24 protein-coding genes are annotated in these 25,972 nt (G+C 39.5%); 4 read left to right on the top strand and 20 right to left on the bottom strand.

Annotation, left to right across the window (positions count from 1 at the left end):
• Positions 1 to 3 precede the first annotated feature (3 nt).
• The 16 genes from GSY47_RS25030 to istA form a co-directional block, all read right to left on the bottom strand.
• Positions 4 to 2,541, bottom strand: coding sequence for a heavy metal translocating P-type ATPase (locus tag GSY47_RS25030; RefSeq protein ID WP_008463744.1), 2,538 nt, complete (start codon positions 2,539 to 2,541; stop codon positions 4 to 6).
• A gap of 86 nt (positions 2,542 to 2,627) precedes the next feature.
• A complete protein-coding gene (locus GSY47_RS25025) occupies positions 2,628 to 3,167 on the bottom strand; it encodes a DUF3347 domain-containing protein (protein WP_008463745.1) in 540 nt (179 codons plus the stop codon).
• 18 nt (positions 3,168 to 3,185) lie between these two features.
• A complete protein-coding gene (locus GSY47_RS25020) occupies positions 3,186 to 4,400 on the bottom strand; it encodes an efflux RND transporter periplasmic adaptor subunit (protein WP_008463746.1) in 1,215 nt (404 codons plus the stop codon).
• Positions 4,401 to 4,403: 3 nt separating this feature from the next.
• Entirely contained in the window at positions 4,404 to 5,744 is a 1,341-nt protein-coding gene (locus GSY47_RS25015; protein ID WP_008463751.1) for an efflux RND transporter periplasmic adaptor subunit, read from the bottom strand.
• Positions 5,722 to 6,972 carry a TolC family protein gene (locus GSY47_RS25010; protein WP_200799097.1) on the bottom strand — a complete coding sequence of 417 codons (1,251 nt, stop codon included), beginning with the start codon at positions 6,970 to 6,972 and terminating at the stop codon, positions 5,722 to 5,724. The genes GSY47_RS25015 and GSY47_RS25010 overlap by 23 nt, the downstream gene beginning before the upstream one ends.
• A complete protein-coding gene (locus GSY47_RS26335) occupies positions 6,956 to 8,890 on the bottom strand; it encodes an efflux RND transporter permease subunit (RefSeq protein ID WP_008463755.1) in 1,935 nt (644 codons plus the stop codon). Before GSY47_RS26335 ends, GSY47_RS25010 begins: the two co-directional genes overlap by 17 nt.
• The gene (locus GSY47_RS26330) at positions 8,877 to 10,187 is read right to left on the bottom strand and encodes an efflux RND transporter permease subunit (protein WP_008463756.1); all 1,311 of its coding nucleotides are present in this window, start codon (positions 10,185 to 10,187) and stop codon (positions 8,877 to 8,879) included. Before GSY47_RS26330 ends, GSY47_RS26335 begins: the two co-directional genes overlap by 14 nt.
• A 4-nt stretch (positions 10,188 to 10,191) precedes the next feature.
• Positions 10,192 to 10,662 carry a heme-binding domain-containing protein gene (locus GSY47_RS24995; RefSeq protein ID WP_008463760.1) on the bottom strand — a complete coding sequence of 157 codons (471 nt, stop codon included), beginning with the start codon at positions 10,660 to 10,662 and terminating at the stop codon, positions 10,192 to 10,194.
• A 1-nt stretch (position 10,663) separates the two neighbouring features.
• Positions 10,664 to 11,176 (bottom strand): DUF3347 domain-containing protein, encoded by a 513-nt coding sequence (locus GSY47_RS24990; protein ID WP_008463761.1) that lies wholly within the window; start codon positions 11,174 to 11,176, stop codon positions 10,664 to 10,666.
• A gap of 239 nt (positions 11,177 to 11,415) precedes the next feature.
• Positions 11,416 to 12,108, bottom strand: coding sequence for a DUF3347 domain-containing protein (locus GSY47_RS24985; protein ID WP_008463762.1), 693 nt, complete (start codon positions 12,106 to 12,108; stop codon positions 11,416 to 11,418).
• A 131-nt stretch (positions 12,109 to 12,239) separates the two neighbouring features.
• On the bottom strand, positions 12,240 to 13,310 hold the full coding sequence (locus GSY47_RS24980; protein WP_008463763.1) for a hypothetical protein: 1,071 nt from the start codon (positions 13,308 to 13,310) through the stop codon (positions 12,240 to 12,242).
• A 14-nt stretch (positions 13,311 to 13,324) separates the two neighbouring features.
• Positions 13,325 to 14,176 carry a DUF3347 domain-containing protein gene (locus tag GSY47_RS24975; protein ID WP_008463764.1) on the bottom strand — a complete coding sequence of 284 codons (852 nt, stop codon included), beginning with the start codon at positions 14,174 to 14,176 and terminating at the stop codon, positions 13,325 to 13,327.
• 149 nt (positions 14,177 to 14,325) lie between these two features.
• Positions 14,326 to 14,697, bottom strand: a complete 372-nt coding sequence (locus GSY47_RS24970) for a hypothetical protein (RefSeq protein WP_035690951.1) — start codon at positions 14,695 to 14,697, stop codon at positions 14,326 to 14,328.
• 274 nt (positions 14,698 to 14,971) lie between these two features.
• Positions 14,972 to 15,232 carry a PcfJ domain-containing protein gene (locus GSY47_RS24965; RefSeq protein WP_223705937.1) on the bottom strand — a complete coding sequence of 87 codons (261 nt, stop codon included), beginning with the start codon at positions 15,230 to 15,232 and terminating at the stop codon, positions 14,972 to 14,974.
• A gap of 153 nt (positions 15,233 to 15,385) precedes the next feature.
• Positions 15,386 to 16,123 carry an IS21-like element helper ATPase IstB gene (istB, locus tag GSY47_RS24960; RefSeq protein WP_073411995.1) on the bottom strand — a complete coding sequence of 246 codons (738 nt, stop codon included), beginning with the start codon at positions 16,121 to 16,123 and terminating at the stop codon, positions 15,386 to 15,388.
• A 12-nt stretch (positions 16,124 to 16,135) separates the two neighbouring features.
• Positions 16,136 to 17,689 carry an IS21 family transposase gene (istA, locus tag GSY47_RS24955; protein WP_219071610.1) on the bottom strand — a complete coding sequence of 518 codons (1,554 nt, stop codon included), beginning with the start codon at positions 17,687 to 17,689 and terminating at the stop codon, positions 16,136 to 16,138.
• Between the two features lie 152 nt (positions 17,690 to 17,841).
• Here istA and GSY47_RS24950 point away from each other — a divergent pair, with 152 nt between their 5' ends.
• Positions 17,842 to 18,147, top strand: a complete 306-nt coding sequence (locus tag GSY47_RS24950; protein ID WP_219071609.1) for a hypothetical protein — start codon at positions 17,842 to 17,844, stop codon at positions 18,145 to 18,147.
• Between the two features lie 191 nt (positions 18,148 to 18,338).
• Entirely contained in the window at positions 18,339 to 19,724 is a 1,386-nt protein-coding gene (locus tag GSY47_RS24945) for a hypothetical protein (protein WP_219071608.1), read from the top strand.
• A gap of 197 nt (positions 19,725 to 19,921) precedes the next feature.
• Here GSY47_RS24945 and GSY47_RS24940 read toward each other — a convergent pair whose 3' ends face one another.
• From GSY47_RS24940 to GSY47_RS24925, 4 genes are all read right to left on the bottom strand, one after another.
• Positions 19,922 to 20,995, bottom strand: a complete 1,074-nt coding sequence (locus tag GSY47_RS24940; protein WP_219071607.1) for a mechanosensitive ion channel family protein — start codon at positions 20,993 to 20,995, stop codon at positions 19,922 to 19,924.
• 112 nt (positions 20,996 to 21,107) lie between these two features.
• Positions 21,108 to 22,154, bottom strand: coding sequence for a succinylglutamate desuccinylase/aspartoacylase family protein (locus tag GSY47_RS24935; protein ID WP_219071606.1), 1,047 nt, complete (start codon positions 22,152 to 22,154; stop codon positions 21,108 to 21,110).
• A gap of 385 nt (positions 22,155 to 22,539) precedes the next feature.
• Positions 22,540 to 22,875 (bottom strand): hypothetical protein, encoded by a 336-nt coding sequence (locus GSY47_RS24930; RefSeq protein WP_219071605.1) that lies wholly within the window; start codon positions 22,873 to 22,875, stop codon positions 22,540 to 22,542.
• A 221-nt stretch (positions 22,876 to 23,096) separates the two neighbouring features.
• Complete coding sequence (locus tag GSY47_RS24925) at positions 23,097 to 23,486, bottom strand: hypothetical protein (RefSeq protein WP_219071604.1); 390 nt, start codon at positions 23,484 to 23,486, stop codon at positions 23,097 to 23,099.
• A gap of 270 nt (positions 23,487 to 23,756) precedes the next feature.
• On the opposite strand from GSY47_RS24925, the gene GSY47_RS24920 reads away from it, so the two are divergent.
• Together GSY47_RS24920 and GSY47_RS26475 are read left to right on the top strand one after the other, a co-directional pair.
• Complete coding sequence (locus tag GSY47_RS24920; RefSeq protein ID WP_219071603.1) at positions 23,757 to 25,160, top strand: DUF6602 domain-containing protein; 1,404 nt, start codon at positions 23,757 to 23,759, stop codon at positions 25,158 to 25,160.
• Between the two features lie 426 nt (positions 25,161 to 25,586).
• Positions 25,587 to 25,910 carry a DUF6660 family protein gene (locus GSY47_RS26475; protein WP_370433041.1) on the top strand — a complete coding sequence of 108 codons (324 nt, stop codon included), beginning with the start codon at positions 25,587 to 25,589 and terminating at the stop codon, positions 25,908 to 25,910.
• The last annotated feature ends 62 nt before the right edge of the window (positions 25,911 to 25,972 follow it).

Here is a 25,972-nt window from a genome sequence, read left to right as displayed (position 1 = left end):
TCTTTAGAGTTTTAAACTTCTCAATCGCAATGCATTCACAATAACAGATACCGAACTAAAACTCATTGCCAAGGCAGCAATCATAGGAGAAAGTAATATTCCGAAAAATGGATATAAAACACCCGCAGCAACTGGTACGCCTAAGACATTATATACAAAAGCAAAGAATAGGTTTTGCTTGATGTTGCTCATTACAGCGTGGCTCAGATTTTTTGCTTTTACAATTCCTTGCAGATCTCCTTTTACCAAAGTAATCTTGGCGCTTTCGATCGCAACATCTGTTCCTGTTCCCATCGCAATTCCAATGTCCGATTGAGCCAAAGCTGGCGCATCATTTATTCCATCTCCCGCCATAGCTACAATTTTTCCTTCGGCTTGAAGTTTCTCGATTACTTTTAATTTATCCTCGGGTAAACAACCTGCCTGAAAAGAGGTTAAATGCAATTCGTCTGCAACCGCTTTGGCTGTATTTACATTATCTCCCGTAAGCATGATTACTTCAACCCCTTGGCGCATTAATTCTTTTATAGCTGCAGCACTTGTTTCTTTTATAGCATCGGTTATCGTTACAAATCCCACTACATTTTTATCTACAGCGATATAAGAAACTGTTTTTCCTAATTTTTGTTCTGCAATAATTTTTTCTTCAATTGTGGCAGAAATAGCTGCCCCTGCTTGCTCCATTAATTTTTTATTCCCTAATGCCATCTTTTTATCAATAGCAGTTCCGATAACTCCTTTTCCGGCGATGTTTTCAAAATCATCTACTTTGGTCAAAGAAACATTTTTAGCTTTTGCAAATTTCACTACAGCCTCCGCAAGAGGATGCTCACTGTACTGATTTAAAGACGCTATGTATTGCAGCAGTTCATCTTCTGAATATTGCAGCGCTACGATTTTTTCTACCGAAGGTTTGCCCTCCGTAATTGTTCCTGTTTTATCCGTAATGAGAACATTTACTTTGTCCATTTTTTCCAAAGCTTCGGCATTTTTTATCAGAATTCCCGATTGAGCGCCTTTTCCAACTCCTACCATTACAGACATGGGCGTTGCTAAACCTAATGCACAAGGGCAAGCAATTATTAATACTGCAATAGCATTTATAAATCCATAAACCATTGCTGGTTCCGGACCAAATTTTGCCCAAATGAAAAAGGTAAGAATGGAAATAACGACAACAATGGGCACAAAATATTTAGCGATGCTATCGGCTAGTTTCTGAATTGGTGCTCTGGAACGACTTGCATTATTAACCATTTGTATAATTTGCGAAAGCAAGGTTTCCGAACCAACTTTTTCGGCAACCATAATAAAGGATTTGTTTCCGTTTATAGTCCCTGAAGACACCATATCACCTATTTTTTTATCTACAGGAATTGGTTCGCCGGTAATCATCGATTCGTCTACTGTGCTTTCACCATCAGTAATCTTCCCGTCTACAGGAATTTTGTCTCCGGGTTTTACCCGTAATAAATTACCTTTTTTGATATCATGGATTGAGATTATTTTATCACCGCCATCAATTACCAAAGTAGCTTGGGTAGGAGCCAGTTTTAATAATTCTTTTATAGCACCACTGGTTTGACTATGTGCTCTTGCCTCGAGTAATTGTCCTAACAAAACCAAAGTTAGAATAACCGTTGTGGCCTCAAAGTATAGCAGCACTGTTCCGTGTTCGGTCTTAAATTCACTAGGAAAAACGTCTGGGAAAAACATTCCTGCCAAACTAAATAAAAATGCCACTCCTGTACCAATTCCGATAAGGGTAAACATATTTAAGTTCCATGTAATTATTGACTTCCAAGCCCGTACAAAAAATATCCAACACGCATAAAAGACAACAGGAAGTGATAAGATAAGTTGTACCCAGTTCCATTTAGAGGCATCCATTAATTGTAGTAGAGGATTCTTGTGAGCCATTTCTATCATAGCTATAGCGAAAATGGGAACAGTAAATACTACCGCTATTTTCATTTTCTTAACCAAATCCTTGTAAATTCTTTGGTCTTCGTTTTCACTTGGCTCCAGTGGCACCAGATCCATTCCGCAAATAGGACATGAACCTGGTGAATCGGTTATAACTTCCGGATGCATTGAACAGGTATACTGCTGAACCCGGGCAGCAGCAGGTTCTTGTACCAAATGCATTCCGCATACAGGACAATCTCCTGCTTTATCATACATTTTATCACCTTCACAATGCATCGGGCAATAATATTTCCCACCCGCATCATTGTGAGGTACGGCTGTCGTTTTATGATCATGTTTGTGTCCATGATTCTCAGCAGTGCTACAGCATGATTTCTCCGTTTTTTTTTCGTGCGAATGCGTGGTTTGAGTCATTTCAATGGTGTACTTTCCAACCGCAGTCAATGCTTCTTGGAGCTCTTCGGTCGCAATATGATTTTCCATTGTAATAGTTGCCAATGGAGGATCTAAGGAGACCTTTGCTTTTATTCCCTCTACAGCATTTAACGTTTTTTCTACTTTTGTACGACATCCATCGCAAGTCATTCCCGATATTGTATAGGTGTGTGTCATAAGGTTATTTTTTACAGTTCCGATGCGTTATTTCTTTAATATATAGAAAGTTAGTGATTTTTTTTAAGCCAATCTGCATATTCTAATTATTTAATTATTTCTTTCACCTCGCCGCACTTGAGCATTTTTTCTCCAAAGTACGGATTGCGCACTTCTTTGGTAGAACTAATCCATACGGCCCCTTTATTGTCGAAAGCCATTGGACAATATTCTAAGTAGAGCTCAGCCTCAGCCATTCCTGCTTTTTTTACCAGGCTGACCATTTCATTACTTAGATTAGAATAAGCAGCTCGCTGCTTATCGATATCGGGAGCTGAAACGATTGCCGTAGCACTTGCTGCAAGATTGCTGTTGCTGCTGATTTCCCGTGCTCCCGCTTCAATTGCATTCGCCGCCAGTTTTGCTTCAGCGACATTATCTTGGGCAAGGGCTACTGTTAAATGGGCATAGTGGCTGTATATCGCGTTTAAAATATCATCATTTATCCTGATTGCGGGATCCTTTAAAATTGGGACAGAGGCTTTATTATTCTGCTGAACCTCTTTCTTATTGTTTTCACCGTTACCGCACGCAATAAGCAGGAAGAGTGAGGCTATTGGAATTCCGATTTTGATTAATTTTTTCATTGTCTGTGTGATTGATTATTACATTTTCATTCCTGACATAGGGTTTTTGCCTTTCTTTAATATAAATTCACTGTACAAAAGATAGGCACCGGATGCAACGACGATATCTCCTTTTTTTAAACCGCTAGTAATTTCCACTTCATCGAAGGTTTCAGAACCAATAGCCACCATTTTAGGCTGATACTTGCCTTTTTCAATTTCAATCCACACATGTGTACCGCTGCCGTCTCTTATTACGGCATCTACAGGTATGGTTAATTTCATTTTTTGTTCTGATGAAGGCAGTAAAACAATTGCCTGTTGACCTGCCTGCCATTGCTTGTTTGGATTGGCAATAGCACCTCGCAGCTGTATGAGCTGTTTGCTTGTCTGCAGGGCAGGATTTATAAAATCTACCGTCATTGTTTGGGGCTGATCTTCATAACCCGAGACAATAACTTTTACTTTTTGGCCTATTTTAACTTTACCGGCATCTGCAGGATAGACATCAGCTTCGACCCATAAACGGGTATAATCTTCCAGTTTCATAATAGAGCCTCCTTCTGCTACATATTGGCCTTCTGTTATGGAAAGTTCTGCAACTATTCCTGAATACGGGGCATAATAAACAACATAAGGAGAAGCTTTTTGTTTTTTTAATAATTCATTAAGCTGTGCTTCAGATTGTCCATATAATAATAGTTTTTGTTTTGCAGCATTTTTTATTTGGGCAAATCGTTTATCCTCAGTAAAGCTTGCAGCCTGTGCCGTAGCTAGAAGGTACTCCTGCTGCAGGGCTGAAAGCTGCTCTGAATATATTTTGTACAAAGGCTGGCCTTTTCGAACGGGAACACCAGTTTCTTTTACATACAACTCTTCAATCCTTCCTGCCACGCGACTTGAAATGTAAATAGTTTGCTCAGGGTCAGTAACCAAACGTCCGTTAAGATGAGAAGAATTTGAAAATTCATTTTCCCCAGCAGTTATTGTAGTCAGATTAGCTAGTGCCTGCTGGCTCGGTCCCAAGGTTAGAAAGTCCTGTGCGTTGTTTTTTTCGAAAGGCACTAAATCCATTCCACAGATCGGGCATGAGCCGGGGCCATCTTTTACAATTTGCGGATGCATGGGGCAGGTATAGGTTTGAGCTTTTTCCTGACTGGTTTTTTTTTCTTCTTTTTGGGCACATGCTGTAAATAGAAGTGGAAAAACCATTGCAATGAGCAAAATAGTACGAATTATTAATTTATTGTTCATGGCTTAATTTTTTAATTTATTTTCTGAAGCTGTCTTGATAAAACTCTCACTGTCTATCATATAAGCCGCATTACTGGCGATATTCCAATTACTGATGTCTTGGTCTATTAGCACCATTCCATCACCATTATTTTTCGTTTTAACTTCTCTGGGAACAAACACGTCCTGCTCTTTTTTGAAAACGATGGATTTATTTCCTAAATTAAGAACGGCGCTTTGCGGAAGCCACCAGCCTTTACTGACAATAGGAATGGCTGCAGTTACTAATTTTCCGGTCTGAAATTTATTATCCTGCAAATAAATCCGTGCTATGGTAAAGTTGCTTCCCTCTTTAAAGACGGGTTGAATGAGTCCGATAGTACCAGTATACACGGTTTGCTTATCTGAGGGTTCATAAAACACCAACTTTTGTCCTTTTTTAATCTGGGATGATACCGATGGATCAAAAGCAAACTCAGCGATAAGGTTTTTGTTGGTATAAATTGTAAAAAGAGATTGTCCTGCACCAACATATTGTCCTTCTCTTAGCATAATAGCAGAGGAAGTAGGGGTAGATGCGCTGCTATTTGATGCTGCACTGCTACTTGAACCCATTGCGCCCATGCCATCATCTGACGGTGCGCTTTGAGGCGAAGCCGCAGGAGCTGCTGTAGAAGCATTTGCCGCTGCCGTGTTGTCTAAGATGTACCCGGTGGCATTACTGTAAACAGGAATGCGATAGGAGATTTTACCTGTTTTTAATACCTGTTGAATTTGCCCCTGCTGCATACCCAGGAGAGACAGTCTGTCTTTTGCTTTTTGAAGCATCGGATTGTTTGGGTCAGATTGATAAATAAACAACAACTCTCTTTGCGCGGCAGCCAGATCAGGGGAATAGATTTCCATGATCAACTGTCCTTTTTTTACGGGCTGGTAATTATAATTAATCAGCAGACGCTCAATCCTTCCGCTTACCCTGCTGGAAATGCTGGTCTGGTCACGGGTATCGTAGGTAATAATTCCCTGTACATGCATGGAGAATATTTTAGTACTCTGGTCAGCTTTTATGACAGATATATTTGAAACGACTTGTTCGTTAACTGGTTTTAGCAGGTGTTTTAAGCTGCTGTCTATGGCTGTTTCCGTTCCAGCGGTATGCCTTGGGACCAATTCCATCCCGCATATTGGACAGCTGCCGGGCTTATCCTGGATAACTTCGGGATGCATTGGACAGGTATATTCCTGATTTGTACTATGCTGGTGTGCTGGCTTATTGTTAGGCTCGGTTTTCTTGTTACAGGCTGTCAATAATAATATCGAAACGAATAACAATCCGACTAACTTAGCGATAGAGTTCTTTTTCATAATCGACAATCATTTGATATAGTTTTAATTTTTCATCTAATAAGTTATTCTGCAGCATATTTAAAGCTTCCCAGGAGTCAATTACTACAGGAATCTGCAGTTTGTTTTCCTGATAGTTCAGAAAGTTTACATCCAGCGATTTTTGCATTGAAGGGATTATTTTTGTTTCGAGTCCCTGGATTCTTTTTTGCATGGTCAGTATTTCATATTGCATACCATATAACATACCCTGGGTTTCCTGCAGCATGGCGGATTTCTCTTTCTCCATTGCCTGTACATTATATTGCATTGCTTTAACATCTGATTTATACATTTTTGATGACCATGGAGCAATAGGAATAGACATCATTGCCATTACCGAATAGGCTTTGGGCATCATTTTATCGAAAGAATTCATGTGGTCAAACTGGATTTTAAAAGAGGGATTTTTCTCCGCTTTCATCGCCTGAATACTGAGCTGCATCGATTCAATTCCCGCATCCATCTTTTTAATATCTCCCCGCACAGCAGCAAGACTTGTGGTGTCGTGCAAAGCAGGGTTGAAGACAGGAGTAATACTTGTGTCGATTGAAAAATCAGCATTGCCAGGCTGGTTCATCAAGCTGTTGAGCCATGCTCTTGCTTTTGCGATTTCACCTTCCTGCATGCGGATCATATTTTTGTTCTCTTCAATCCTTGCGTCAATCTTGTATACATTACCCAATTGCGACTGATTGTAAGGATAGCGTACTTCCTCAATCTTTTTCATGGTCAACATTATCTTTTCGTTCTGATCCAAAACTTTCATTCGCTCTTCGGCTACCATCCAGCTGTAGTAGAGCTGTTTGGCCTGCGCTTTATAGTCGTTAAGGGTAACGGTCCGCGTAGCGTTCTCAATATTTCCTTGGGACTGGATAAATTTTTTCTTCTTGTTTAGCTTTCCTATATTGGGGATATCTTGTTCAACTCTGAACATTAAAGATCCTTTGTCGCGGTCATCCATAACTTCCTGAAAAGGATAGGGTGTCATAAATGTCCCAACACCCACCATTGGTGCCATCCATGCCGTTGCGGCATCAGCACTATATTTGTACCCTTCAGCCTTTAGGCTATAGCTTTGCAGGAGCACGTTTTTTTTATCAATCCTGTGAAGGATTGTATCAAGAGACAAGACCTGTTGGGTCTGGCTCAATAGCTGTAATGGCAGTAAAAGCAATAGTACTGCCAGTATTTTAATGTTTGACATCATGTACTTCAAGTTTGCCATATTTTCGTAATTCATATTCTTTAGACATTAGGAAAATAAGCGGGGTTACTAATAAGATATGTACGGCAGAGGTAAATACGCCGCCAATCATAGGCAATACGATTGGTTTCATTACATCCATTCCGACACCATTGGACCAAAGGACAGGCACTAATCCAAATAATGAGACACAGACGGTCATTAGTTTTGGGCGTAATCTCTTTGCGGCGCCGTGTACCACATATTCTCTGAGATCGTCTTTAGTAATGGTTTCTCTTGAATTACCTTTGGCCTTGATAAGCTGCTCCATTGCATCATTGAGATAGATAACCATCACAATTCCGGTTTCCACGGCAATACCAAACAAGGCTATAAAACCTACAGCTACTGCCACTGATAGATTGACATCCCAGAAAAAAATTATATAGGCACCTCCAATCAAAGCAAAAGGCACTGTTATAAGACTTAAGAAGGCTTCTCTAAGGGAATTAAAGGCAAAATAGAGGGAGAAGAAAATAATAAGCAATACTATCGGTGCAATGATTTTAAGGGTCTTTTCTCCGCTGATCAGGTTCTCATATTGTCCGCTCCATTCTATAAAGTACCCTTCGGGAAGTATATTTTTGGCACTTTCTAATTTTTTCATAGCTTCCTGTACGGTTCCCCCCATATCACGATCACGTATGTTGAACATGACTGCCCCGCGAAGGAGTGCATTTTCTGAACTAATCATTGGAGGGCCATCTACGAATTTAATATCGGCAACAGAAGATAGGGGCACCTCTCCAAAGGTTGGAGACTGCAGGGGAATGCGTTTAATGCGTTCTACGCTATTTCTATAGTCCTGTGCCATACGAACGCTTATTGAAAATCGTCTTCGTCCTTCAACGGTATTGCCGATGGACGCTCCTCCTAAGGCAAATTCCACGGTTTGGTTTACGTCATCTACAGTGAGTCCATAACGGGCCAGTTCGGAACGATTGACATCAACATCCAGGTATTTGCCACCAGTAATAGGATCCACAAATAAGTCAGACACTCCAGGGGTTCCCTCTAAAGCCATTTTTACTCTTTCTGATACTCGCGCAATGGTATCGAGATTTTGACCGTAGACTTTAATACCCACGTCGGTACGAATTCCTGTAGCGAGCATATTGATACGGTTGATGATAGGCTGTGTCCAACCGTTTACCACACCCGGGATCTGCAGTTTGGTATCGAGTTCCTTAATAATGTCTTTTTTGTCTATTCCTTTACGCCATTCTGATTTTGGTTTTAGCATGATAATGGTCTCAATCATGCTCATTGGGGAATTATCGGTAGCTGTATTAGCCCGTCCGGCTTTGCCTAAAACACTTTCTACTTCGGGAACTGATTTTATTATTTTATCCTGTACCTGCAAGATGCGTTTGATTTCTCCATTGGATACATCAGGCAGGGTAACAGGCATAAATAAAATGCTCTGCTCATCCAGTGGGGGCATGAACTCTGTTCCCAGCCGCATCAATAATGGAATGGAAATCAATAACGCCAAAATATTAACCGTAAGGGTTGTTTTTCTCCATTTTAGGACCCAGCGTATGATAGGCTCATAACCTTTTTCCAAAAAACGATTTACGGGATGTGCATCAGTTGGACGGAATTTCCCTTTCATAAAAAAAGAGATCAGTACCGGAGCTAATGTAAGTACCAACAAGGCATCCACAATCAGTATGAAAGTTTTTGTATAAGCCAAGGGATGGAATAGCTTTCCTTCCTGTCCGGTAAGCATAAATACAGGCAGGAAAGAAGTAATTATAATTATGGTGGCAAAGAATACCCCGCGAGAAACCTGCTTGCTGCTTTTCTCAATTACTTTAAGCCTTTCCTCTTCGGATATCCACTGTGTTTTTTTGCGAAATATATTTTTAATTCTTTTCATCAGAGTTTGTTTCAGTTTTTTGTTCGGATTCCCATTGTGCATACCGTTGTGAGAGATGCTGGTAGGCATTTTCACTCATAATAATACCGTTGTCAACTATTACCCCAATGGCAAGTGCGATACCGGTAAGGGACATGATATTGGAGGATATTCCAAAGGCATTTAGAAGTATGAAACTCGCGGCAATTGTAATTGGGATCTGGATTATGATACTTAATGCGCTGCGCCAATGGAAAAGAAAAATAATAACGATAAGCGAAACCACAATCATCTCTTCAATTAAGGTGCGCTTAACCGAATCAATAGACTCTTTGATCAGATGCCCTCGGTCATATACAATATTGAATTTTACCCCTTTAGGAAGCCCTTTTGCGACTTCTTTCATCTTTTCTTTCACATTATCAATAACGGCATCGGCGTTTTCACCGTAACGCATCACGACGATGCCTCCAACAGCTTCGCCTGTACCATTATGATCAAAGATTCCCAATCGGGTTTCTCCGCTCATCTGGACTGTTCCTATATCGCTGACTTTTATAGGGATACCATTCTGGTTTTTCAGTGGAATATCCTCAATTTCTTTTATGGATTTCAGATAACCGGATGTCTTAATGATATAGCCAATATCACTCATGTCGAATTTTCTTCCGCCGCTTTCGTTATTATTGGCTCGTACGGCGCTTATAACCTCAGGGACAGACAGCTTATAATATAGCAGTTTGTTTGGATCAATGGTAACCTGGTATTCTTTTTGAAATCCTCCAAAAGAAGCAATTTCACTTACTCCGGGGACATTTTGCAAAGCAAATTTGACATACCAGTCCTGCAGTGCCCTTTGTTCGCCAAGGTCAATGCCGGGAGCGTCCAAAGTATACCAGAGTATATGGCCAACTCCGGTTCCATCGGGTCCCAATTGCGGTGCAACTCCTTTGGGCAGGGTGCTGCTAATTGTACTGAGCCTTTCCAGTACTCTTGATCTTGCCCAGTATACATCAACATCATCCTCAAAAATGACATAGATAAAACTCATTCCAAACATGGAAGCAGCCCTTACATATTTAATTTTAGGCAATCCCTGAAGGTTGGTAACCAAGGGATAGGTGATCTGGTCTTCAACGAGCTGTGGAGCACGTCCCATCCATTCTGTAAAAACGATTACCTGATTTTCAGATAGATCTGGAATAGCATCAATAGGATTTTTTTGAATAGAGATAATACCCCAAACAAATATTCCTGCTGATAATAGTAATATGATGAAACGGTTGCGCAGGGACCATTCTATTAATTTGTGTACCATAGATTTAATTTATTTTTGAAAGACTATCACTTACTTTTTCAATCCAATTGAGTAGCTGTTCTTTCTGAACAGTATTCAGTACTGCATCTTTATGGATCAGCGTATAGGAAGCCAAAGGCATTTGATTGGCTTTTATCTGCTTGGCAATTCGGTCTAATTTATTTTCCTGTTTTCGTTTCGAATAACTTCCCCATTGGCTGAAATTCAAATTTTCTTTTCCTTCCTTGATATGTCCTTCCATAAAGGTACGTGCCGGCTGGATGTAGGAGTACCATGGATATTGCGTGTTGCTGCTGTGACAATCGTAACAAGAAGTCTTAAGAATCGTTTGTATATTTTTGGGAATGGGATAGACTTTTGAAATGTGAATTGGTAAAACCTGCCCGTAATCGGAATTGCGGGCAGGCTGATACAATTGCATCAGTAGAAAAATAATTAACCCAATAAAAAGAATCTTTCTGATGAACCGTTTCATTTTACAATTGTTTTTTCATTGAACCGCAGGTAAGCATTTTAGAACCATAGTAAGGGTTTTTTATCTCTTTTGTTTCACTGATCCAGATAGCTCCTTTTCCACCATCATACATAGGGCAAGAATCCTGATATAGTGTTTTTGCAGCTCCAAAAGTTTTGATCAAATCATTTATGTCTTTACTCAATAGAGCGAAATGCTCTCTTTGATGCTCAATATTACCGCCATTGGCCCCAATATGTTCTGCATGCTCTTTGGCATCGTCAGCTATATCAAGATATTCAGCTTTGGATTTTGGATTTATCGATTTTACATTTGTGGTTTTGAAAGCCGAATACAGTGCCTTGCCAGCTTTAGCGGCCCCGTTGCTGTCATCTTTTGCGAGTGCATTTTTTAACGCTAAATAATCTGCAACAATTTGCTGAGTTGAAAATTTTGCTTCTGTTTTTTTGCTTTGCGCATTGCCAGAAACCATTACGCATACCATTAATATGGCTGAAAGAATTGTATTTTTCATTTTAATTATATTTTAAATTGTTTAAAAAATAGGTTGCTATTGATTTTTTTTCTAAATATCTATTGGACTGTCTACACAATAAACACATGGGAAATAAGTGAATATTCAGCAAAGAGTATCGCACGGCGTAGTCTAAAAAAATTAGATACATTTCAATAAATTATGAACATCATTAGTCACGAGAAAATTGAGTGGTCATTATGTAAACAGCCCGATAAATTTATTAGTACTTAGCTGTACTATAGTTCTTTTTTCATAGAACCACAGGTTAACATTTTTTTTCCTTGATATGGGTTTTTGATCTCCTTGGTTTCGCTTATCCAAATAGCTCCTTTTCCGCCATCATACATAGGACAAAAGTCCTGATACAATTTTTGTTCTGATTTGAAAGATTTTATCAAATCATTCATGTCTTTACTTAACACGGCAAAATGCTCTCTCTGGTGTTCAATATTTCCGCCGTTAGCTCCAATATGTTCTGCGTGTTCTTTGGCATCATCAGCAATATCAAGATATTCTGCTTTTAATTTCGCATCTATCGAATTGGGATTTACACTGTTAAAAACTGCATATAATGCCTTGCCTGCATCTGCAGCTCCTTTTGTATCATCTTTGGTTAATGCATTTTTTAGGGACAGATAATTACTCACGATTTCGTTTATAGAAAATGTTCCTTGAGCAGTCTGGGCTGTTTCTACTTCTGCACTTTTTCCGGCCGTTTCCTTTACTGGCTCGGTTAATTCCATTCCGCATTTGGAACATTTGTCTCCTTTTTTTCCTGTAATTTCAGGATGCATGGAACAGGCATACAATTGCGAGTCATTCTGAGCTGTCCCGGAAGCCGCTTCAGGAGCTGCAGTTTCTTTGTTTTTTGAATTACAAGCTGTAAGTACAATTGCCATTACAAGGGTTGAGAAAATTAGTTTTTTCATTTTTTTTAGTTTTTATCTCTAATGAATGTTTTTTTGTCTAACATTCCTTTGTTTGAGTGTTATAAGAATTATTCTTTTTTTGATTGCAAATCCAATCTCTATTTTGCCTTTTAAATGCCTTTATATCAGATTTATATTTTCAGCACCAATCCGTTGGGTTTTCTACCGACATTAATCGTTTTAGAGACCGTATGGTTTGATACATTAACAACAGAGACCGTATTGGCGGTCTGATTGGTCACATAGGCAGTATTTCCATCTGCTGTAAATGTTATAGCATGTGCACCGGCACCAGTAGTGAATACACCTCCATGAACCCACATCATCTTAGTCTGGTCCCAGGTCCAATAATGGACTTTTGCATTGACAGGATCACTTACCCAAAGTTCTTTCTTATTTCCATTGTGAGACGCTATTCCAGGCATAAATCCTAGATCAATGGTTTGGCCTACGGCATCGGTTGCCACATTGATTACCGAGATAGATTGCCCGTCTTCATTATCAACATACATTCTGGCGTCAGTTCCTGTCCAGGCACCCACAGGGTTTTTTCCCACAGCAACTGTGGCTGTAACCTGCTTGGTTGCGGTATTTATAACTGACACAGTATTGTCATCTCCATTAGCAATATAAGCCTTAGTCCCATCAGAAGAAAAGGTAAGCTCAGCGGGCATCATGCCAACTGCAATGGTGCTTTTCAATGCGTATGTTAAGGCGTCATAAACCAGAACTTTTCCATTGATGTCCATTTGCGGCACCCAGATTTCTGAACCATTTGGGCTGTATATTGTGTTGTGGTTCATCATTGGCAGGCTGATATTTTTTACTGTTGCCCCACTGGCTGGGTCAATTACAAGGAGTTTACCTGTCATTCCTCCCATACCTGCGGTATGGCCTGCAGAGAAGTCCATTCCGGGTACACCGATAGCCAGATGATTGGAATGTAAAGAAATGTGGTGCGGCCACATGATCATATCGTTGCCGCTGCCCATTAGGCTTAAGGTTTCTGTAACTTCATTAGTTTCCAATTTGATTACTGAAATTGTGCCGTCCTGACCATTGACCACATAAGCGGCAGGATAGTTTATATTCAGTTTTGGATCGGACATATTCATATCATCCATTTTACTGCAAGAAAACAGCGAAACGGTCCCTAAAATTAAAACTCCAAGCATTGAACTAACGGTTATTATATTTTTCATTTTTTGATTTGGGATTATTTGATTGTTTCTATAGTTGATCCACAGCTTAACATCTGTGAACCGTAATACGGATTCTTGATGCCGCTTTCTTTGCTGAGCCAATTCGCATCAACCATTGGACAATGATTATAATAAACCGGCTGCGGCTGATCAGCAGTTTTTATAAGATCGTACGTGTTTTTGGAAAGGCTTTTAAAGGATTCCCTTTGCTTTTTTACATCTTGGTTTTCAGAAATATTTGTGGCATCTGAAGCTAAACTTTTCATTGCATTCATCCATGCAGTATGTTCTTTTGGCTTTAGGTTCTCCATTTTAATAGCATTGATTGCAGTAAGGAGCTCTTTAGATTTCAATGCGGCAGTTTTAGCATCTGTTTTCACCAAAGCATCTTTTACATCAAAGTAGCTGTCGAAAATTGCTTTAAAAGGACTGTTTTCTTGTGCATCTGCAGGAACTGCGGCTGTATGCTGTGAATGATCCATTTTACCCATATCCATTTCGGATTTTTTTATTGGAGCCGCCATATTTGTTCTTTCATATTGGCAGCATTGTGGAAGTTTTGCATAGGCGTCACCAGGAGCTAAGAACTGGTCGCTGTCATATCCTGCTAAGGCAATTCTTTTCAGGACTTCATCCTGATTTGTTTTCTTCTCATCATAGGTAATAGCCGCTATTTTGGTGTTTTCATTCCAGTTTACCGAAGCGATATTTTTGATGTTTCCTGCTTTTTCAATAGCAGTTTTGCACATTAAACAATTACCATAAATTTTTGCATTTATGTTTTTTGCATTTTTTATAGGTGCGCCAAACACTATGACTGACAGCAATAGAGTGATTGCCATCAATCCTTTTTGAATTGATTTCATTTTAAAATGTATTTGAAGTGAATATTGCTTTTGAGAAATAATTGCATACAAGAACTGTATAGAGAATTATTCTACAAAAAGCGAAAAATAAAAAAATGAAGCAGTTAGGCTTCCTTTTTTGACACACGTATGGCTGTCAAAAAAGGTATTTAGCTTATTTTAGGGATAAGCCAGATAGTATAGAAACCAGAGAGAATGGAGGTTTCTGAACTGTGGAATTTTTGTTTTTTAGAAAAAACACTTATAGTGATGTTTTTAAAGTCAAGTTGGTTAAAGAAAGTAATTCCTCCGTTACAGATTGAGACACAACCGCATGACTTGTGCCCACATTTATGACCGCAGCAGCCATCATTATTTTTTTTGGAATGACTGCCATCTTTCGAGCAGCAATCATTGTCATGATTTTTGGAAGCTTCTTTAGTATAAGAAATCTTTCCAGAAAGTTTTCCACAAGCAAAAGTAGCCATTGGCATCAAGAAGAAACCTAAGGTAATAATTACTATGATGTGGAATCTTTTCATAAGACATGTAAAATCGTAAACAAAGATAATTATAAAAATATCTCTGTTTATAAATGAAATGTTAAAATTGTTATTTTTTCATAGTTTATTTAGAAATGGATTTTTCTTCCCCTGTTTAATAGTCTGCATTGAAGGCAGTACGCTATTGAACAGTAATTATTTTTTTTTGATTTGAACAATCTAAGAGGAAGATTGCTATAAATCAGCAAGGAAAATTTCAGTGTCTGAAATGTTATAAAGCGGAAAAACCGAAAGTTCTTCGGTTTTTCCGCTTTTAGCATTGTTCTGCTTTCTTCTTTTTCATTCGGGAGCGAATCTGATAAAGGTTTTTTTTCATCAAACTGAAAATAGCTTTATGATGTTTTGAATTGTGATTCCTCAAACCACGGCACTGTGCTATTTCCATTTTAGAAAGAGAAACCTCTATAGTTTCGATTGGTTTGTTGTCAATGCGTGCAGAGAAGAGCAGGGAATCTATCTTTTTGAAATACTCATTGGTAAAAACACAGTGTCTCAGGCTGTCGCCTTCGGTCATATGTAAAACTCAGTGATATTGACCACTGTTTTCCAATTTAAAGTGACCACTTCGTTTCGGTTTAAAGTGACCATCTAATTTCGGTGCAAAGTGAGCACCTAAAAAACTACTTTTTTTCGTGTGTTAATTATTGTTTCAAATATAGATAAATAATTATTCCTTGATTATGCTTTTTTTCTTTCTCATTGATTCCCCATGCAGCTCAACCCTGTGGGCCTGATGTATTAATCTATCAAGGATTGCATCTGCTATGGTTTTCTCGCCGATTATGTCATACCATCCCTGAACGGGGATCTGCGAGGTTACTATAATAGAACCATTGTTGTGCCTGTCCTCGATGATCTCTAAAAGTGTGATTCTGTTCTGGCTGTCCAATGCCTGGAGTCCAAAGTCATCTAGTATGATAACATCCTGCCTTTGTATTTTCATCAGTTCTCTCAGGTATGTACCGTCTGCTTTGGCCATTTTCAGCTTTGCAAACAATTTTGCAGTATTAAAATAACTTACTCTATAGCCTTCAATACAGGCCTGATAACCAAGTGCTGTTCCTAAAAAACTTTTGCCGACACCTGTGCTTCCTGTGATTAGTATATTTTCATTCTTTTCTACAAAACTGCATTCTGCAAGCCGGAGTATAAGATTTCTGTCAATGTTCCGGGACTGGTCAAAATTGATGCTTTCAATATTTGATTTGTAATGGAAGAGTGCATTGGTAATACTGCGTTCAATACGCCTGTTGTGGCGTTCATCCCATTCGGCATCTATTATCATTGACATAAACTGGTCAATGGTATAATGATCGGTTTTACCGCTCTCGATAGCTGTCATGAAGGCGTTATGCATTCCATGAAGCTTCATCTGTTTCATTTTTGCTACAGTAGATTCATTCATTGTAAATTGATTTTAGTTATAATAATTTTTTCCTCTGATATTGCCGTGGTCGGGAAGATCCTGATCTTCTTCCTTTTCGTGTTCCATAGGTATCTTATCCAGACTGTTTTCTAAGATGTTCTGTATGGTTTTAAAATTATAAATCTTAAAGTCCAGAGCACGTTTGCAGGCATTTGCTAATCTTTCTGCACCTACTTTCTTTTCAAAAGACAATATGCCTAGACAGCTTTTATAGGCCTGCTCGGGGTGGTTCCTGCTTTCTATTATCTGCATAATATATTCTCCTACTGCCGGATCAATGCTGTTGGCCCATTCAATAAACCTTAAGGCATTCCACTGTGCTACAAACTGATGTGTGCTTGCCATATGTTCTGGATTTGTGGTATAGATGTAGGGCTTTGGATTTCTGATGTGTGTGGCTATACGGTTGTATTTGAAGTATATTTCAACAGTAGAGCTTGTGTAGAGCAGCTTTACTTTTTTCTTTAAATATTGATAGGGCACGCTATAGTAGTTTTTATCCTGGCTTAACTGGACGTGCCCGTTCTGCATTACTGTTGCCAGAGACTGGTATTTAATCTCAAAGCGTTCCAGAGGAAGAGGCTGCAGTTCATGTCTTTCATCTTCCATAAAGAGTTCAAAACGAGAGTATGGTCTTCCGGTAAGTTTCTTGTTATTATGCGCATCGAGCAGATTCCATATTTCCTGGTTCAGTTCTTCTATGCTGAAGTATTTAGAGTCTTTCAGATTTGCATAAATTCTTCTGTAAAGTATCTTGACTGCTCCTTCAACTAAAGATTTGTCTCTGGGCCTGTAGGCTCTTGCGGGCAGAATAGTGGTTTCATAATGTTCAGCTAAATCTGCAAGAGTTTCATTAATGGTGGGTTCGAAGCGGCTGGTTCTGACTACGGCAGATTTTAAGTTGTCAGGCACAATTGCGGCAGGCGTTCCTTGAAAAAAACGCATTGCATTTTCTACCGAAGCTACAAAATCTTCCTTCTGCTGGCTCATTGACGCTTCTGCGTAAGTATACTGGCTGGCACCGAGTATGGCAACAAAAAACTGTACTTCCTGAACCTCGGACGTGTTTTTGTCTATAATTGAGAGTGTCTTTCCAGCATAATCCACATACATTTTATCGCCAGCCTTGTGATTCATATGCATCACAGGGTTTACCTTGCTGCTCCAGTCTCTGAAGCGATTCCTGAACTGCGTTACTCTAAGACCATCGGGATGGGTTTCAATATACCTTTCCCACATAGTTTGTATGGTGATGCCCACCTTTTTTAATTCCCGTTCCATCTGAGGAAAATAAGCATACAGATCTTCGATTCTTGAGGAAACAACTTCTGTCGGACCCTGAGAAAACAGCTCGTCCAATTCAGTGTCAGTTTTCTTGTTGACAGTTTCCAGGCTTAATCCCAGCACTTCAAATAAAGAGATATATTTTTTCACAGTATTTCTGGAAAGAGATAAATATCGGCTTATAAACAGCTTGCTTTTGCCGTTGCAGTGCAACTTAATGACTTTTCTGATTTTGTTCATGTCTAGTTTGTTATTTGCCATAGTCTGTAGTTTTTATACAGATCCATGGTTTAACAGCATGAAAAGAAGTAGTGTTAGGTGGTCAATTTGAACCGAAACAAGGTGGTCAGTTTAAATTGAAAAGGAGTGGTCAGTTTGACCCGAAATCGATGGTCACTTTATGCTGAAAAAGTGTGGTCAATTTGACCGCTTTTTCCATTATTGCCCATTACAATAAAAAATCAGCATTTAACAGCAGGAATGGTACTTTTGGAACCGGACCTGACCTTCACGGAATCAGCGGATGCGGCTTGTGGTATACGGATCCTATGCATTTGATTTCGGGAACTGTAAAGCCAAAATTAACCGCAATAATGACCGATTGGCCAGTAAAAGACAGATCTGTGATTATTGGGACGCGCATTGATGTGATAACCGGAATCATAAAGAAATATCTTGAGGTTGATTTTCCCGAGTCTCAGATTGTAAGGGTTCATTAGATTGCTTTGCTGAAATATTGATCCATAAAAAAAACTTAAGAAGGGTTTAGTACCCAATAAATGAAAGTATAGAGATTTCAGGTAATTGTACCTGCCTTGAATGCTGTTTTATTTTGTTAAATTTGGCTGATTGGGTGCTTTTAATTTAAGGCGCAGCCAGTTAATATTCTGATGAAATTTAATTCTTGTTTATGAAGGACTACTACCAAAAAGATGTGCCCATATTGCTGAAGCTTGCAGAGCATAAGGAGGTGCTGGACGGCTTTCCCACTGAAAGCGCTGATTCACAATATGATGCCAGACTGATTTACAATCAAAGAAAGCCTGAAGAGGTGCAGCTTAAAATTTACTATAAGCCATCTGATCATCTTTACGAGAAGTTCAGGAGTCTTGCGAAAGCAGGTGTAAGTATCCTCGATATGATACAACCTGCTGTATCTCCGCATAAATGGGTAAATCCGGAATTTTTTGAGTTTTCTGAAAACTCTCTAATTGGGATTCAGGAAACCCATTATTACGATCATGACAAGAAATTCCTGATACTGGTTCTTCAAAATTTTTGTCTTTTCGAGAATGGAAGGTATGCCGGGGACGCAAGATTCAGGCTCGGGGACAATGCCATTTCCCACCTCGCGGGATATATCCAGTACGGCCAGCTTGGGACTTATGATTCAGATGATAAATTCATTGAGCGTAATGAAAACAGGTGGACAAGTTTCGGCCCTGTCGAATTTATGCTTTCTTTAAACCATTCGTACAAACAGGGCGAACCAAAAAAAGATTTTGTAATAACCAGAGATGCCGAGCTGATTATTAGGGATGACAGCCAAAAGATAAAAGATCTGGATCTTCTTTCGCTCGGAGAAGATTTATGCCTTATGATGTCCCTGTATTGGGAAAAAAGCATTGATTTTTTCAATGCATTGCTAAGAGTGAATGATAGGGAAAATTATGGCACCAGGGAAGTTTTTAAGCTTAGCGGAGAGCGCAATGATTTATCTCAGGAATTTCATTTGAAAGATAAATATTCGAATATTTACGATTTTGCGGAGTCGATTGATTTTGACAAATTCCAATATTTAAGAGAACTAATCCGGGAGGCTGTTCCAAGACTGATAAGCATAAAGCATCTTGATGATATTTCAGCTTTCATGGTCCTATACAACATCGTTGAAAAGTTCAGGAACTTTTTTTTAAAGAATCCCTTGGACGGCCAGACTTTTACTGTCAAGGAAGAATATGCTTTTATAGGATCAGAGGGCTCTATTAATAAATTCATAAAAACGAAAATAAAGGAAATTGGCGAAATAGTGGAGGAGGATGATAAACTGGAATTTGATTCCAAAGCTTTCGAGAAAGTATCGTTTATTAAAAAGACAGGCCTTATTGATCAGTTTGAGGGTTTCATAAAGTATCTCAAATTGGACCCGGGCAAATATAATATTGAATTTGACCAGCTTATTAAAGTACGCAACCTGATTTATCATGGAAATCCGCCGGGCAGGGATCTGTCGCCTTACAATAAGGAGCTTAAAGCATTGGTATATGATATTTTACTTGCCATAATTGCGCGCTAAGCATTTAGCTTTTCACGTCTGGCGTCCAGATAATAAATGATATTGCCAATATTTAAAACTGGCAAAAAATATTACTGAAAAATAAAACCGTGCCTGTTCACATTTTATCAGACAGAAAGAGACAATCAAATTTTTGATTGTCTCTTTCTTAAGGGTGCAGATTTTTCTGGGCAGGGACATCAATTAAAAACTGATTTTTAATTCCTTGCAACTGAAAAAACAGGCAGGCTATCGATCTGTATGGTCTGCGTTGGGTAGGCAAGTTCAATTCCTTTATCTGTAAAGGCCCTGAAAATCTCAAGATAGACGGCCTGCTGGCAATCCATATAGAAATTGTAATCCGGGTCATCCACGTAATAGACGAATTCAAAGTTTAGGCTGAAATCCCCAAAAGCGGAAAAATGCCCCCTGTCATAAATCAGCTTATCTTTTGAAGCTATTATGGATTCGACAATTGCGGGAATGTCCCTAAGCTGCTTATCAGAAGTCTGGTAAGTAACCCGGATAGTGAAAACAATCCTTCTCCTTTCCATGCGTTTGAAGTTGCGAAGCCTTGAGTTGGTCAGGTCTGTATTGGAGCATACCAGCTGTTCGCCGTTGAGGGTCCTGATGCGGGTGGTCTTTATCCCGATATATTCGATAACGCCGCTGTCGGTGCCCACTGTTACAAAATCTCCGATTTCAAATGGACGGTCAAAGAAGATGACAAAATAGCTGAACAGATCTCCAAGTACGGTCTGCGCCGCAAGGGCAATGGCGATACCTCCCACACCCAGACCCGCTACGATGGTAGTGACATTGTAGCCCATATTGTCAATAAGGAACACTGCGCCTAAAATCCAGATGATGATATTCACTATGGCTATAAGCCCGCCTGCCTGCTTTTCCTTGCTTTCGCTGTCCTGATCGCGCTTGATAAAGGACAATACGAATTTTTTGAAGGCAGCAATTATTATTTTAATGATAAAAAAAGTGATCGCCATCATATAAGCCGTATGGAGAATATTTTTAGCCTTCAGGCCTAAAGACAGGGCCTGCAGCGAAAAATAAACGGTGCTGATATAGAGCAGGGGCAGAACATTGATCTCAATAACCTCCATTGCGAATTCGTCCCACGATGTGGCAGTGGACGCTGCCCATATTTTGAGCCGTTTGAAAATGTATATTTTAAATATTTTTATGAGTGCAAATAGGAGAATTATAATTATTAGCGCTGTGAGCCATTTATAAATAGTGTTTCCCCAAATCAGGGTGCTTAGAATCTCTTCCATGAACTTTTATTTTTATAAGTTAGAAAAATGAATGCAGGCATGCATTGCATCTGTTAATTATCTGAGCAGTTCGAAAACGCTCCAAAACGAAATCCGGCAAATATGCCTGCCCTTAGATTCGGTATCCGATGCAGAATACGGTTTCATCAGAATTTACGGGATTTGCTTCGGTTTTGTAAAGGACTGTGCCCGACTGGGGCGCAGTGAGGGTTTTTATCCTGTTTCCGAAAATATCGGCCAGATAGCCGATCTGCTGGTTTTCTTTTATTTTATCGCCTGCCTTAACGGAACTGTAGAATATGCCCTGAAATGGAACCTTTACGAAGGCCTTTCTGTTAAACCTGTGTTTTGGTGCCCTTGCAGGCTTTATTTTGCGATTGGTGTAAAGCTGCAATTCCGCCATAATCCTGTACAGTGCATCCCTTGCTGGTGAGAGGCCTGAGCGCCCCTCTTTTTGCTGTCCTCCCACTGTCATGCTCAATGATGGTATTCCCAGCCTTGCCGCCTGTTTTACGGCACATTTCGAGGGCTCTCCAGATGAAAGGACGTACGGATGGCTTAAGATTGTATCGAGTCCGCTTGCCTCGCTGAGACGAAATTCCAGCATTGTCTGCTGCATGAATTCCGAATTGTCATAGTAGCAGATAAAATCTATTGGATCGCTTGCCGCATCGCAGCTGTTCAGCTCCAGAAATACGTCAGTGGCGTCGAAGACAGCCGTCGCAACAAAATCGGCGATCAATTCTGCCGCGGTTCCTCTGTGACTGCCCGGAAAAGCATCGTTAAGATGGGATATCCCAATAGGATTTGAACCGGAGCTGCGGCCATCGTAGCGCTGCACATCAGCATCGGGGATGATAATCAGGTTTCCTTTGAGCTTCTGGGGGTTTATCTCGCGGCGAAGCTCAAGAAGAGAGGCGGCTGCGGGAAAGCCGCCTTGGCGGATTCCGGCGGCTATGGTAAGGGTAGGGCCTTTTTCACGTCCTTTGATAAGGGTCATGGGAAGATCCGCCCAGATGGAGTCCGAAGATTTCAGACACATAACCGTATCATTTACGGACGCTTCCTGCTTTTCAAAATACTCCTTAAGGGATATTTTTTGGGACTGGACGCTGTGGATGGCAAAAAGGTATATAAAAAAAAGAATTAAATTTTTCATTGCATTATGTGATGGATAATGGTTCTGTATGATTACAGAACAATCATCCTGATTTGCAGACTGTGCTAAAGCCTGGTTTTAATAGGATTAAAGGAATTTTCAGCTGTCTTGAAAATCAATTGAAAGAGTATGTATGCCCAAAAAATTATAGGGAATACCATAATCATCCTGCCGCTGAATGTGGAAATATAAAGGAGGTTTGCGAAAAACCGCCAGCTTATTTTCGGGCATTGAGAATTGCAGAGGGAACAGCTTCTGTTGGGCATACCTGAAGCACAGCAGGCTCAAAAGAATAGAAAGACAGCCATCGGTGCAAAGCCGTGAAGCTGAATTGCGATAGTTTTGCCGCTATGCGATAAAAGGCAGCAGGGAAATTTAATAAGGGCTAGAAGAGATTCAGCCGGTAAAGCGACCCGGTTGAAGAGGCAGTAAATGCGGCTTTGAGCTTAAAATAGGCGAAACTCTTGCTGTGCGTAAGCGATAGCGCCTCATAAGCAAATTTTTCAAATAGAGATTTTAATGCAGCAGGGGCTTTATGCTTCTCTTTTTTGTCCTGAGAAGAAGCGCTTATGCGGATTTTCTTTTTGCTGTGGGGTGCATCAACAGCAGACTGCTTGGCATTCCTGCTGGAAAAATTGAGCATCTCAGCACAATCGGCAAGAGCGGAGGACACGCTGTGGACTTCAACCCCGAAAAGCATGCGTATGGCAAGAAGCGCCATTATCAATATGCTTTTAAAATGCTTCATGCTAAAGATAGAATTCTGGCTTATTTTTTATAGTCCTGCCAAATATAAGGCATTTTAAACAAAATCAGCCGGCGCATCCCAAATATAGCAAAGATTTAACTTCATGCATTTATGCATTAATGCTTATCCTATATTTTTAAATGCCGGGATTAGGCTATTGGCCAATGGAGAAAAATGCTTTTTGCAGCCTTTCTTTATTCTATGGCTAAAATGGCGCGCTCTTCGGGTTTGTTTGACCACTGCACCTGCCAAACCCGTCCGTCAACCTGGTCGAGCAGAATGAAATTGTATATATTGGTGGTAGGGCTAAGTGCAAATCTGTTGTTTTTTTCCTGATCAGGGGCAACAAGTGCTTTTAGAGAAAGGGGAGACTCGAACCTGTTTTTTCCAGTGTCCCACTGGACCTGCCACATCTGTCCGTTTCGGGTGTTGAGTTTGATATAGGTCCACATGTTGTTTGTGCTGTATAGCCTGTATGAAGCGTCGACGCATGGAAATGTGAAGGAATTGGAAGCGGATTGGCTTTGGGCCGATACGGTAGTGAACATTGCGAAGACTAGCAGAAAAAATAAAGTTTTTTTCATAATTTTCAGATTAGTTAATTAGCAGTAAATTAATATTTTATTTTAAAAAAAACACCAAATAATGTGCCGAAATTCAGATGATTTCCAAACGTAAAAGATTCATGCACACTTTATTGTTTGACTCGATGATTTGAGGCAGTTTATGGCCTGGGATGAAAAAAATCTAAGAAAAATATGCTAAATTCGCTTGATTGGAGAAGATGACAGAATGCGTAATGTGCGAAGATATAAACATACTTTTTTTAACCATTAACCAAAAAATTGACTAAATTGACAACAAAAGAATTCTTAGAATTTCTAAAGGAAAAAAATCATTTGATAATCAACCATAAGGACCACTACAGCGAAGCTCAGACAGGAAAAGTATTTGCAATTGATGGTAATGCCGTGAAATTTTATTGGACTTCTGACGATGATAAAACAGAAGCAAGGGGGTTAGTCACTTATGATATGCAGCAGTTTGCACAGTTGGTAAATCCGTTTTTGATTGTAGACAGAAGCTGTTCTTTTAGCGATAAATATTATAGCACCCTGCAGAGCAAGATAAAAAAAAACTGGCATGAGGTAATCAATACGCTCCATTCTTCCCCACATAAAAGACTAAAGGTTGATGATTGCGTTGATCTATTAGTAACATCAATAGGTGTGACCAAATTAGAGGCCTCTGGAATCCTTAAATCTCACTTAGCCGTGGGCACATTTAAGTATGATGAATTTAAATCAAGTGAGTTTATTATTTTAGGCAGGAATACAATCGAGCTTGAAAATAAAAAAAGATACCTGTCTTCAATTTCAAGTGAAATCAGAAGCCAGAGCGAGCGCATTAATTATATCATCAGCCATGGCCAGACAGTTGGAAATTATAGAGAGCAGCTTTTTATTTCTGTGCTCCGAAAATATGTGCCTAAAAAATTTCATGTCGCAACAGGATTTATAGAGGGCAGCAATAAACAGATTGATATCATAATTTACGACCAGCACAATTATATTCCCGTTTTTAGAGAAGATGACCTAGTAGTTGTAAAAAAGGAATCCGTAGCGGCCGTAATTGAGGTTAAAACGACTTTAACTTCCGCAACAATTGCAGATTCGCTGAAGGGTATTGAAAAAATATGTGAAGGACCAATGAATTCCATTCCTTTTTTTAAGGGAATATTTGCGTTTAATACCAAAATGAACAATAAATCAGCCGCGAATACAATTGCATCTTTCTATAAAAAGAATGGTATACACGCCATTTATGATCATTTAGATGTAGTTTGTGTACCCAATAAAATATGCGGTTTCATAGATTATAACAATCTCGAAAACGATGAATATTCATGTCCGTCATTATATATTATTGAAGATGCAAAAGGCATCTCTATAGGAGAATCGTTTTTCTTTCAACGGTTATTTGCGTTTTTGGAAGTTGAAAATTCAGCAAAGAAAATAAATGGGTTTTACTTTAGTGTGTTGAGGGAAACAGCCAGTCTGTCTCTGCACCAGATATTGACTCACAATGATTGGACACCTTTCCATTCATTTATTTCAGAAATCAGGGGTACGGCAGATTTTGAGCCCGATATGGAAATCATAAAAAATGACGTTAAAAAGCGCATAAAGGATGTAAGGAATTGGATGATGGGTGAAATGAAAAGAGAGCTGCTCATTGAAAAGTACAACAATGACTAAAGTGAAATGTTTTCTATTTCCCTTATTCAATTATTAACGAGTTTTTTTAGGCTAAAAGAACAAACTGCATTGGAATAGCTATGGTATAAACTTGGAATTTAACTAAGCCGGCACCTGAATCAAAGCGTAGGCTTTTTTGTTAGGCAGCCGTGCCGTACTGGATGTGGGTGCATCCGTATTTTCCAAGAAACTATGAAAAAAAACATGTTTTTTGCTTAATTGGGCAAAAATTCAGAATGTTTACAAAATTGAATGTTTACTTTGCATTACAGGAAATAATCACGCCGCGTCTTCATTTAGGAAGCCGGAATTGTCTGTTTAAGGTATGCGGCAATATCGATACGTATTTTTCCTGTAATCAGCGCTTTATTGCGCATGTAGTCACTTTGCAATCGGATTGCATAAACTATTTTATACATTTGTCCCATGAGATGGAAAACAACAATATTACTACTTTACATTCTAGGGCTGCTAGCAGTTCCATGCAGTGATGTATACAATAGCTGTATTTCATCCAATTCGGACCAGAAGGAGCTTACCCATAATCACAGCCGTGATAATGACGACCACTGCACTCCTTTCTGCCAGTGCTCCTGCTGCAGTGTTTCGGTTTTAAAATTCAGCTTCAAGATGCCGGATTTTAATCTTCCCCAGCAGCACATCAGTGCCAGGAATACTGTTTTGAGAGACTGCCAGTTCATTTCCAGCTACACTGGAACCATCTGGCAGCCGCCTAAGATTTTCGTTTAGATTTTTCGGATTGCGCATCCCACCAGTAGTGGGCTATGGCAGGCATTGAATGTCCTGCAGGG

The sequence above is a fragment of the Flavobacterium quisquiliarum genome (genome assembly GCF_019308285.1).
Lineage (GTDB): Bacteria > Bacteroidota > Bacteroidia > Flavobacteriales > Flavobacteriaceae > Flavobacterium > Flavobacterium quisquiliarum.
The sequence above is the reverse complement of the archived record's forward strand: the minus strand, read 5'-3'. Positions and strand labels throughout refer to the sequence as shown.

What these genes read in the sequence shown, in the direction of transcription:
- GSY47_RS25030 (WP_008463744.1), bottom strand. Translation starts at nt 2,541, where the DNA reads ATGACACACACCTATACAATATCGGGAATGACTTGCGATGGATGTCGT.
- GSY47_RS25025 (WP_008463745.1), bottom strand. Translation starts at nt 3,167, where the DNA reads ATGAAAAAATTAATCAAAATCGGAATTCCAATAGCCTCACTCTTCCTG.
- GSY47_RS25020 (WP_008463746.1), bottom strand. Translation starts at nt 4,400, where the DNA reads ATGAACAATAAATTAATAATTCGTACTATTTTGCTCATTGCAATGGTT.
- GSY47_RS25015 (WP_008463751.1), bottom strand. Translation starts at nt 5,744, where the DNA reads ATGAAAAAGAACTCTATCGCTAAGTTAGTCGGATTGTTATTCGTTTCG.
- GSY47_RS25010 (WP_200799097.1), bottom strand. Translation starts at nt 6,972, where the DNA reads ATGATGTCAAACATTAAAATACTGGCAGTACTATTGCTTTTACTGCCA.
- GSY47_RS26335 (WP_008463755.1), bottom strand. Translation starts at nt 8,890, where the DNA reads ATGAAAAGAATTAAAAATATATTTCGCAAAAAAACACAGTGGATATCC.
- GSY47_RS26330 (WP_008463756.1), bottom strand. Translation starts at nt 10,187, where the DNA reads ATGGTACACAAATTAATAGAATGGTCCCTGCGCAACCGTTTCATCATA.
- GSY47_RS24995 (WP_008463760.1), bottom strand. Translation starts at nt 10,662, where the DNA reads ATGAAACGGTTCATCAGAAAGATTCTTTTTATTGGGTTAATTATTTTT.
- GSY47_RS24990 (WP_008463761.1), bottom strand. Translation starts at nt 11,176, where the DNA reads ATGAAAAATACAATTCTTTCAGCCATATTAATGGTATGCGTAATGGTT.
- GSY47_RS24985 (WP_008463762.1), bottom strand. Translation starts at nt 12,108, where the DNA reads ATGAAAAAACTAATTTTCTCAACCCTTGTAATGGCAATTGTACTTACA.
- GSY47_RS24980 (WP_008463763.1), bottom strand. Translation starts at nt 13,310, where the DNA reads ATGAAAAATATAATAACCGTTAGTTCAATGCTTGGAGTTTTAATTTTA.
- GSY47_RS24975 (WP_008463764.1), bottom strand. Translation starts at nt 14,176, where the DNA reads ATGAAATCAATTCAAAAAGGATTGATGGCAATCACTCTATTGCTGTCA.
- GSY47_RS24970 (WP_035690951.1), bottom strand. Translation starts at nt 14,697, where the DNA reads ATGAAAAGATTCCACATCATAGTAATTATTACCTTAGGTTTCTTCTTG.
- GSY47_RS24965 (WP_223705937.1), bottom strand. Translation starts at nt 15,232, where the DNA reads ATGACCGAAGGCGACAGCCTGAGACACTGTGTTTTTACCAATGAGTAT.
- istB (WP_073411995.1), bottom strand. Translation starts at nt 16,123, where the DNA reads ATGAATGAATCTACTGTAGCAAAAATGAAACAGATGAAGCTTCATGGA.
- istA (WP_219071610.1), bottom strand. Translation starts at nt 17,689, where the DNA reads ATGGCAAATAACAAACTAGACATGAACAAAATCAGAAAAGTCATTAAG.
- GSY47_RS24945 (WP_219071608.1), top strand. Translation starts at nt 18,339, where the DNA reads ATGAAGGACTACTACCAAAAAGATGTGCCCATATTGCTGAAGCTTGCA.
- GSY47_RS24940 (WP_219071607.1), bottom strand. Translation starts at nt 20,995, where the DNA reads ATGGAAGAGATTCTAAGCACCCTGATTTGGGGAAACACTATTTATAAA.
- GSY47_RS24935 (WP_219071606.1), bottom strand. Translation starts at nt 22,154, where the DNA reads ATGAAAAATTTAATTCTTTTTTTTATATACCTTTTTGCCATCCACAGC.
- GSY47_RS24930 (WP_219071605.1), bottom strand. Translation starts at nt 22,875, where the DNA reads ATGGCGCTTCTTGCCATACGCATGCTTTTCGGGGTTGAAGTCCACAGC.
- GSY47_RS24925 (WP_219071604.1), bottom strand. Translation starts at nt 23,486, where the DNA reads ATGAAAAAAACTTTATTTTTTCTGCTAGTCTTCGCAATGTTCACTACC.
- GSY47_RS26475 (WP_370433041.1), top strand. Translation starts at nt 25,587, where the DNA reads ATGAGATGGAAAACAACAATATTACTACTTTACATTCTAGGGCTGCTA.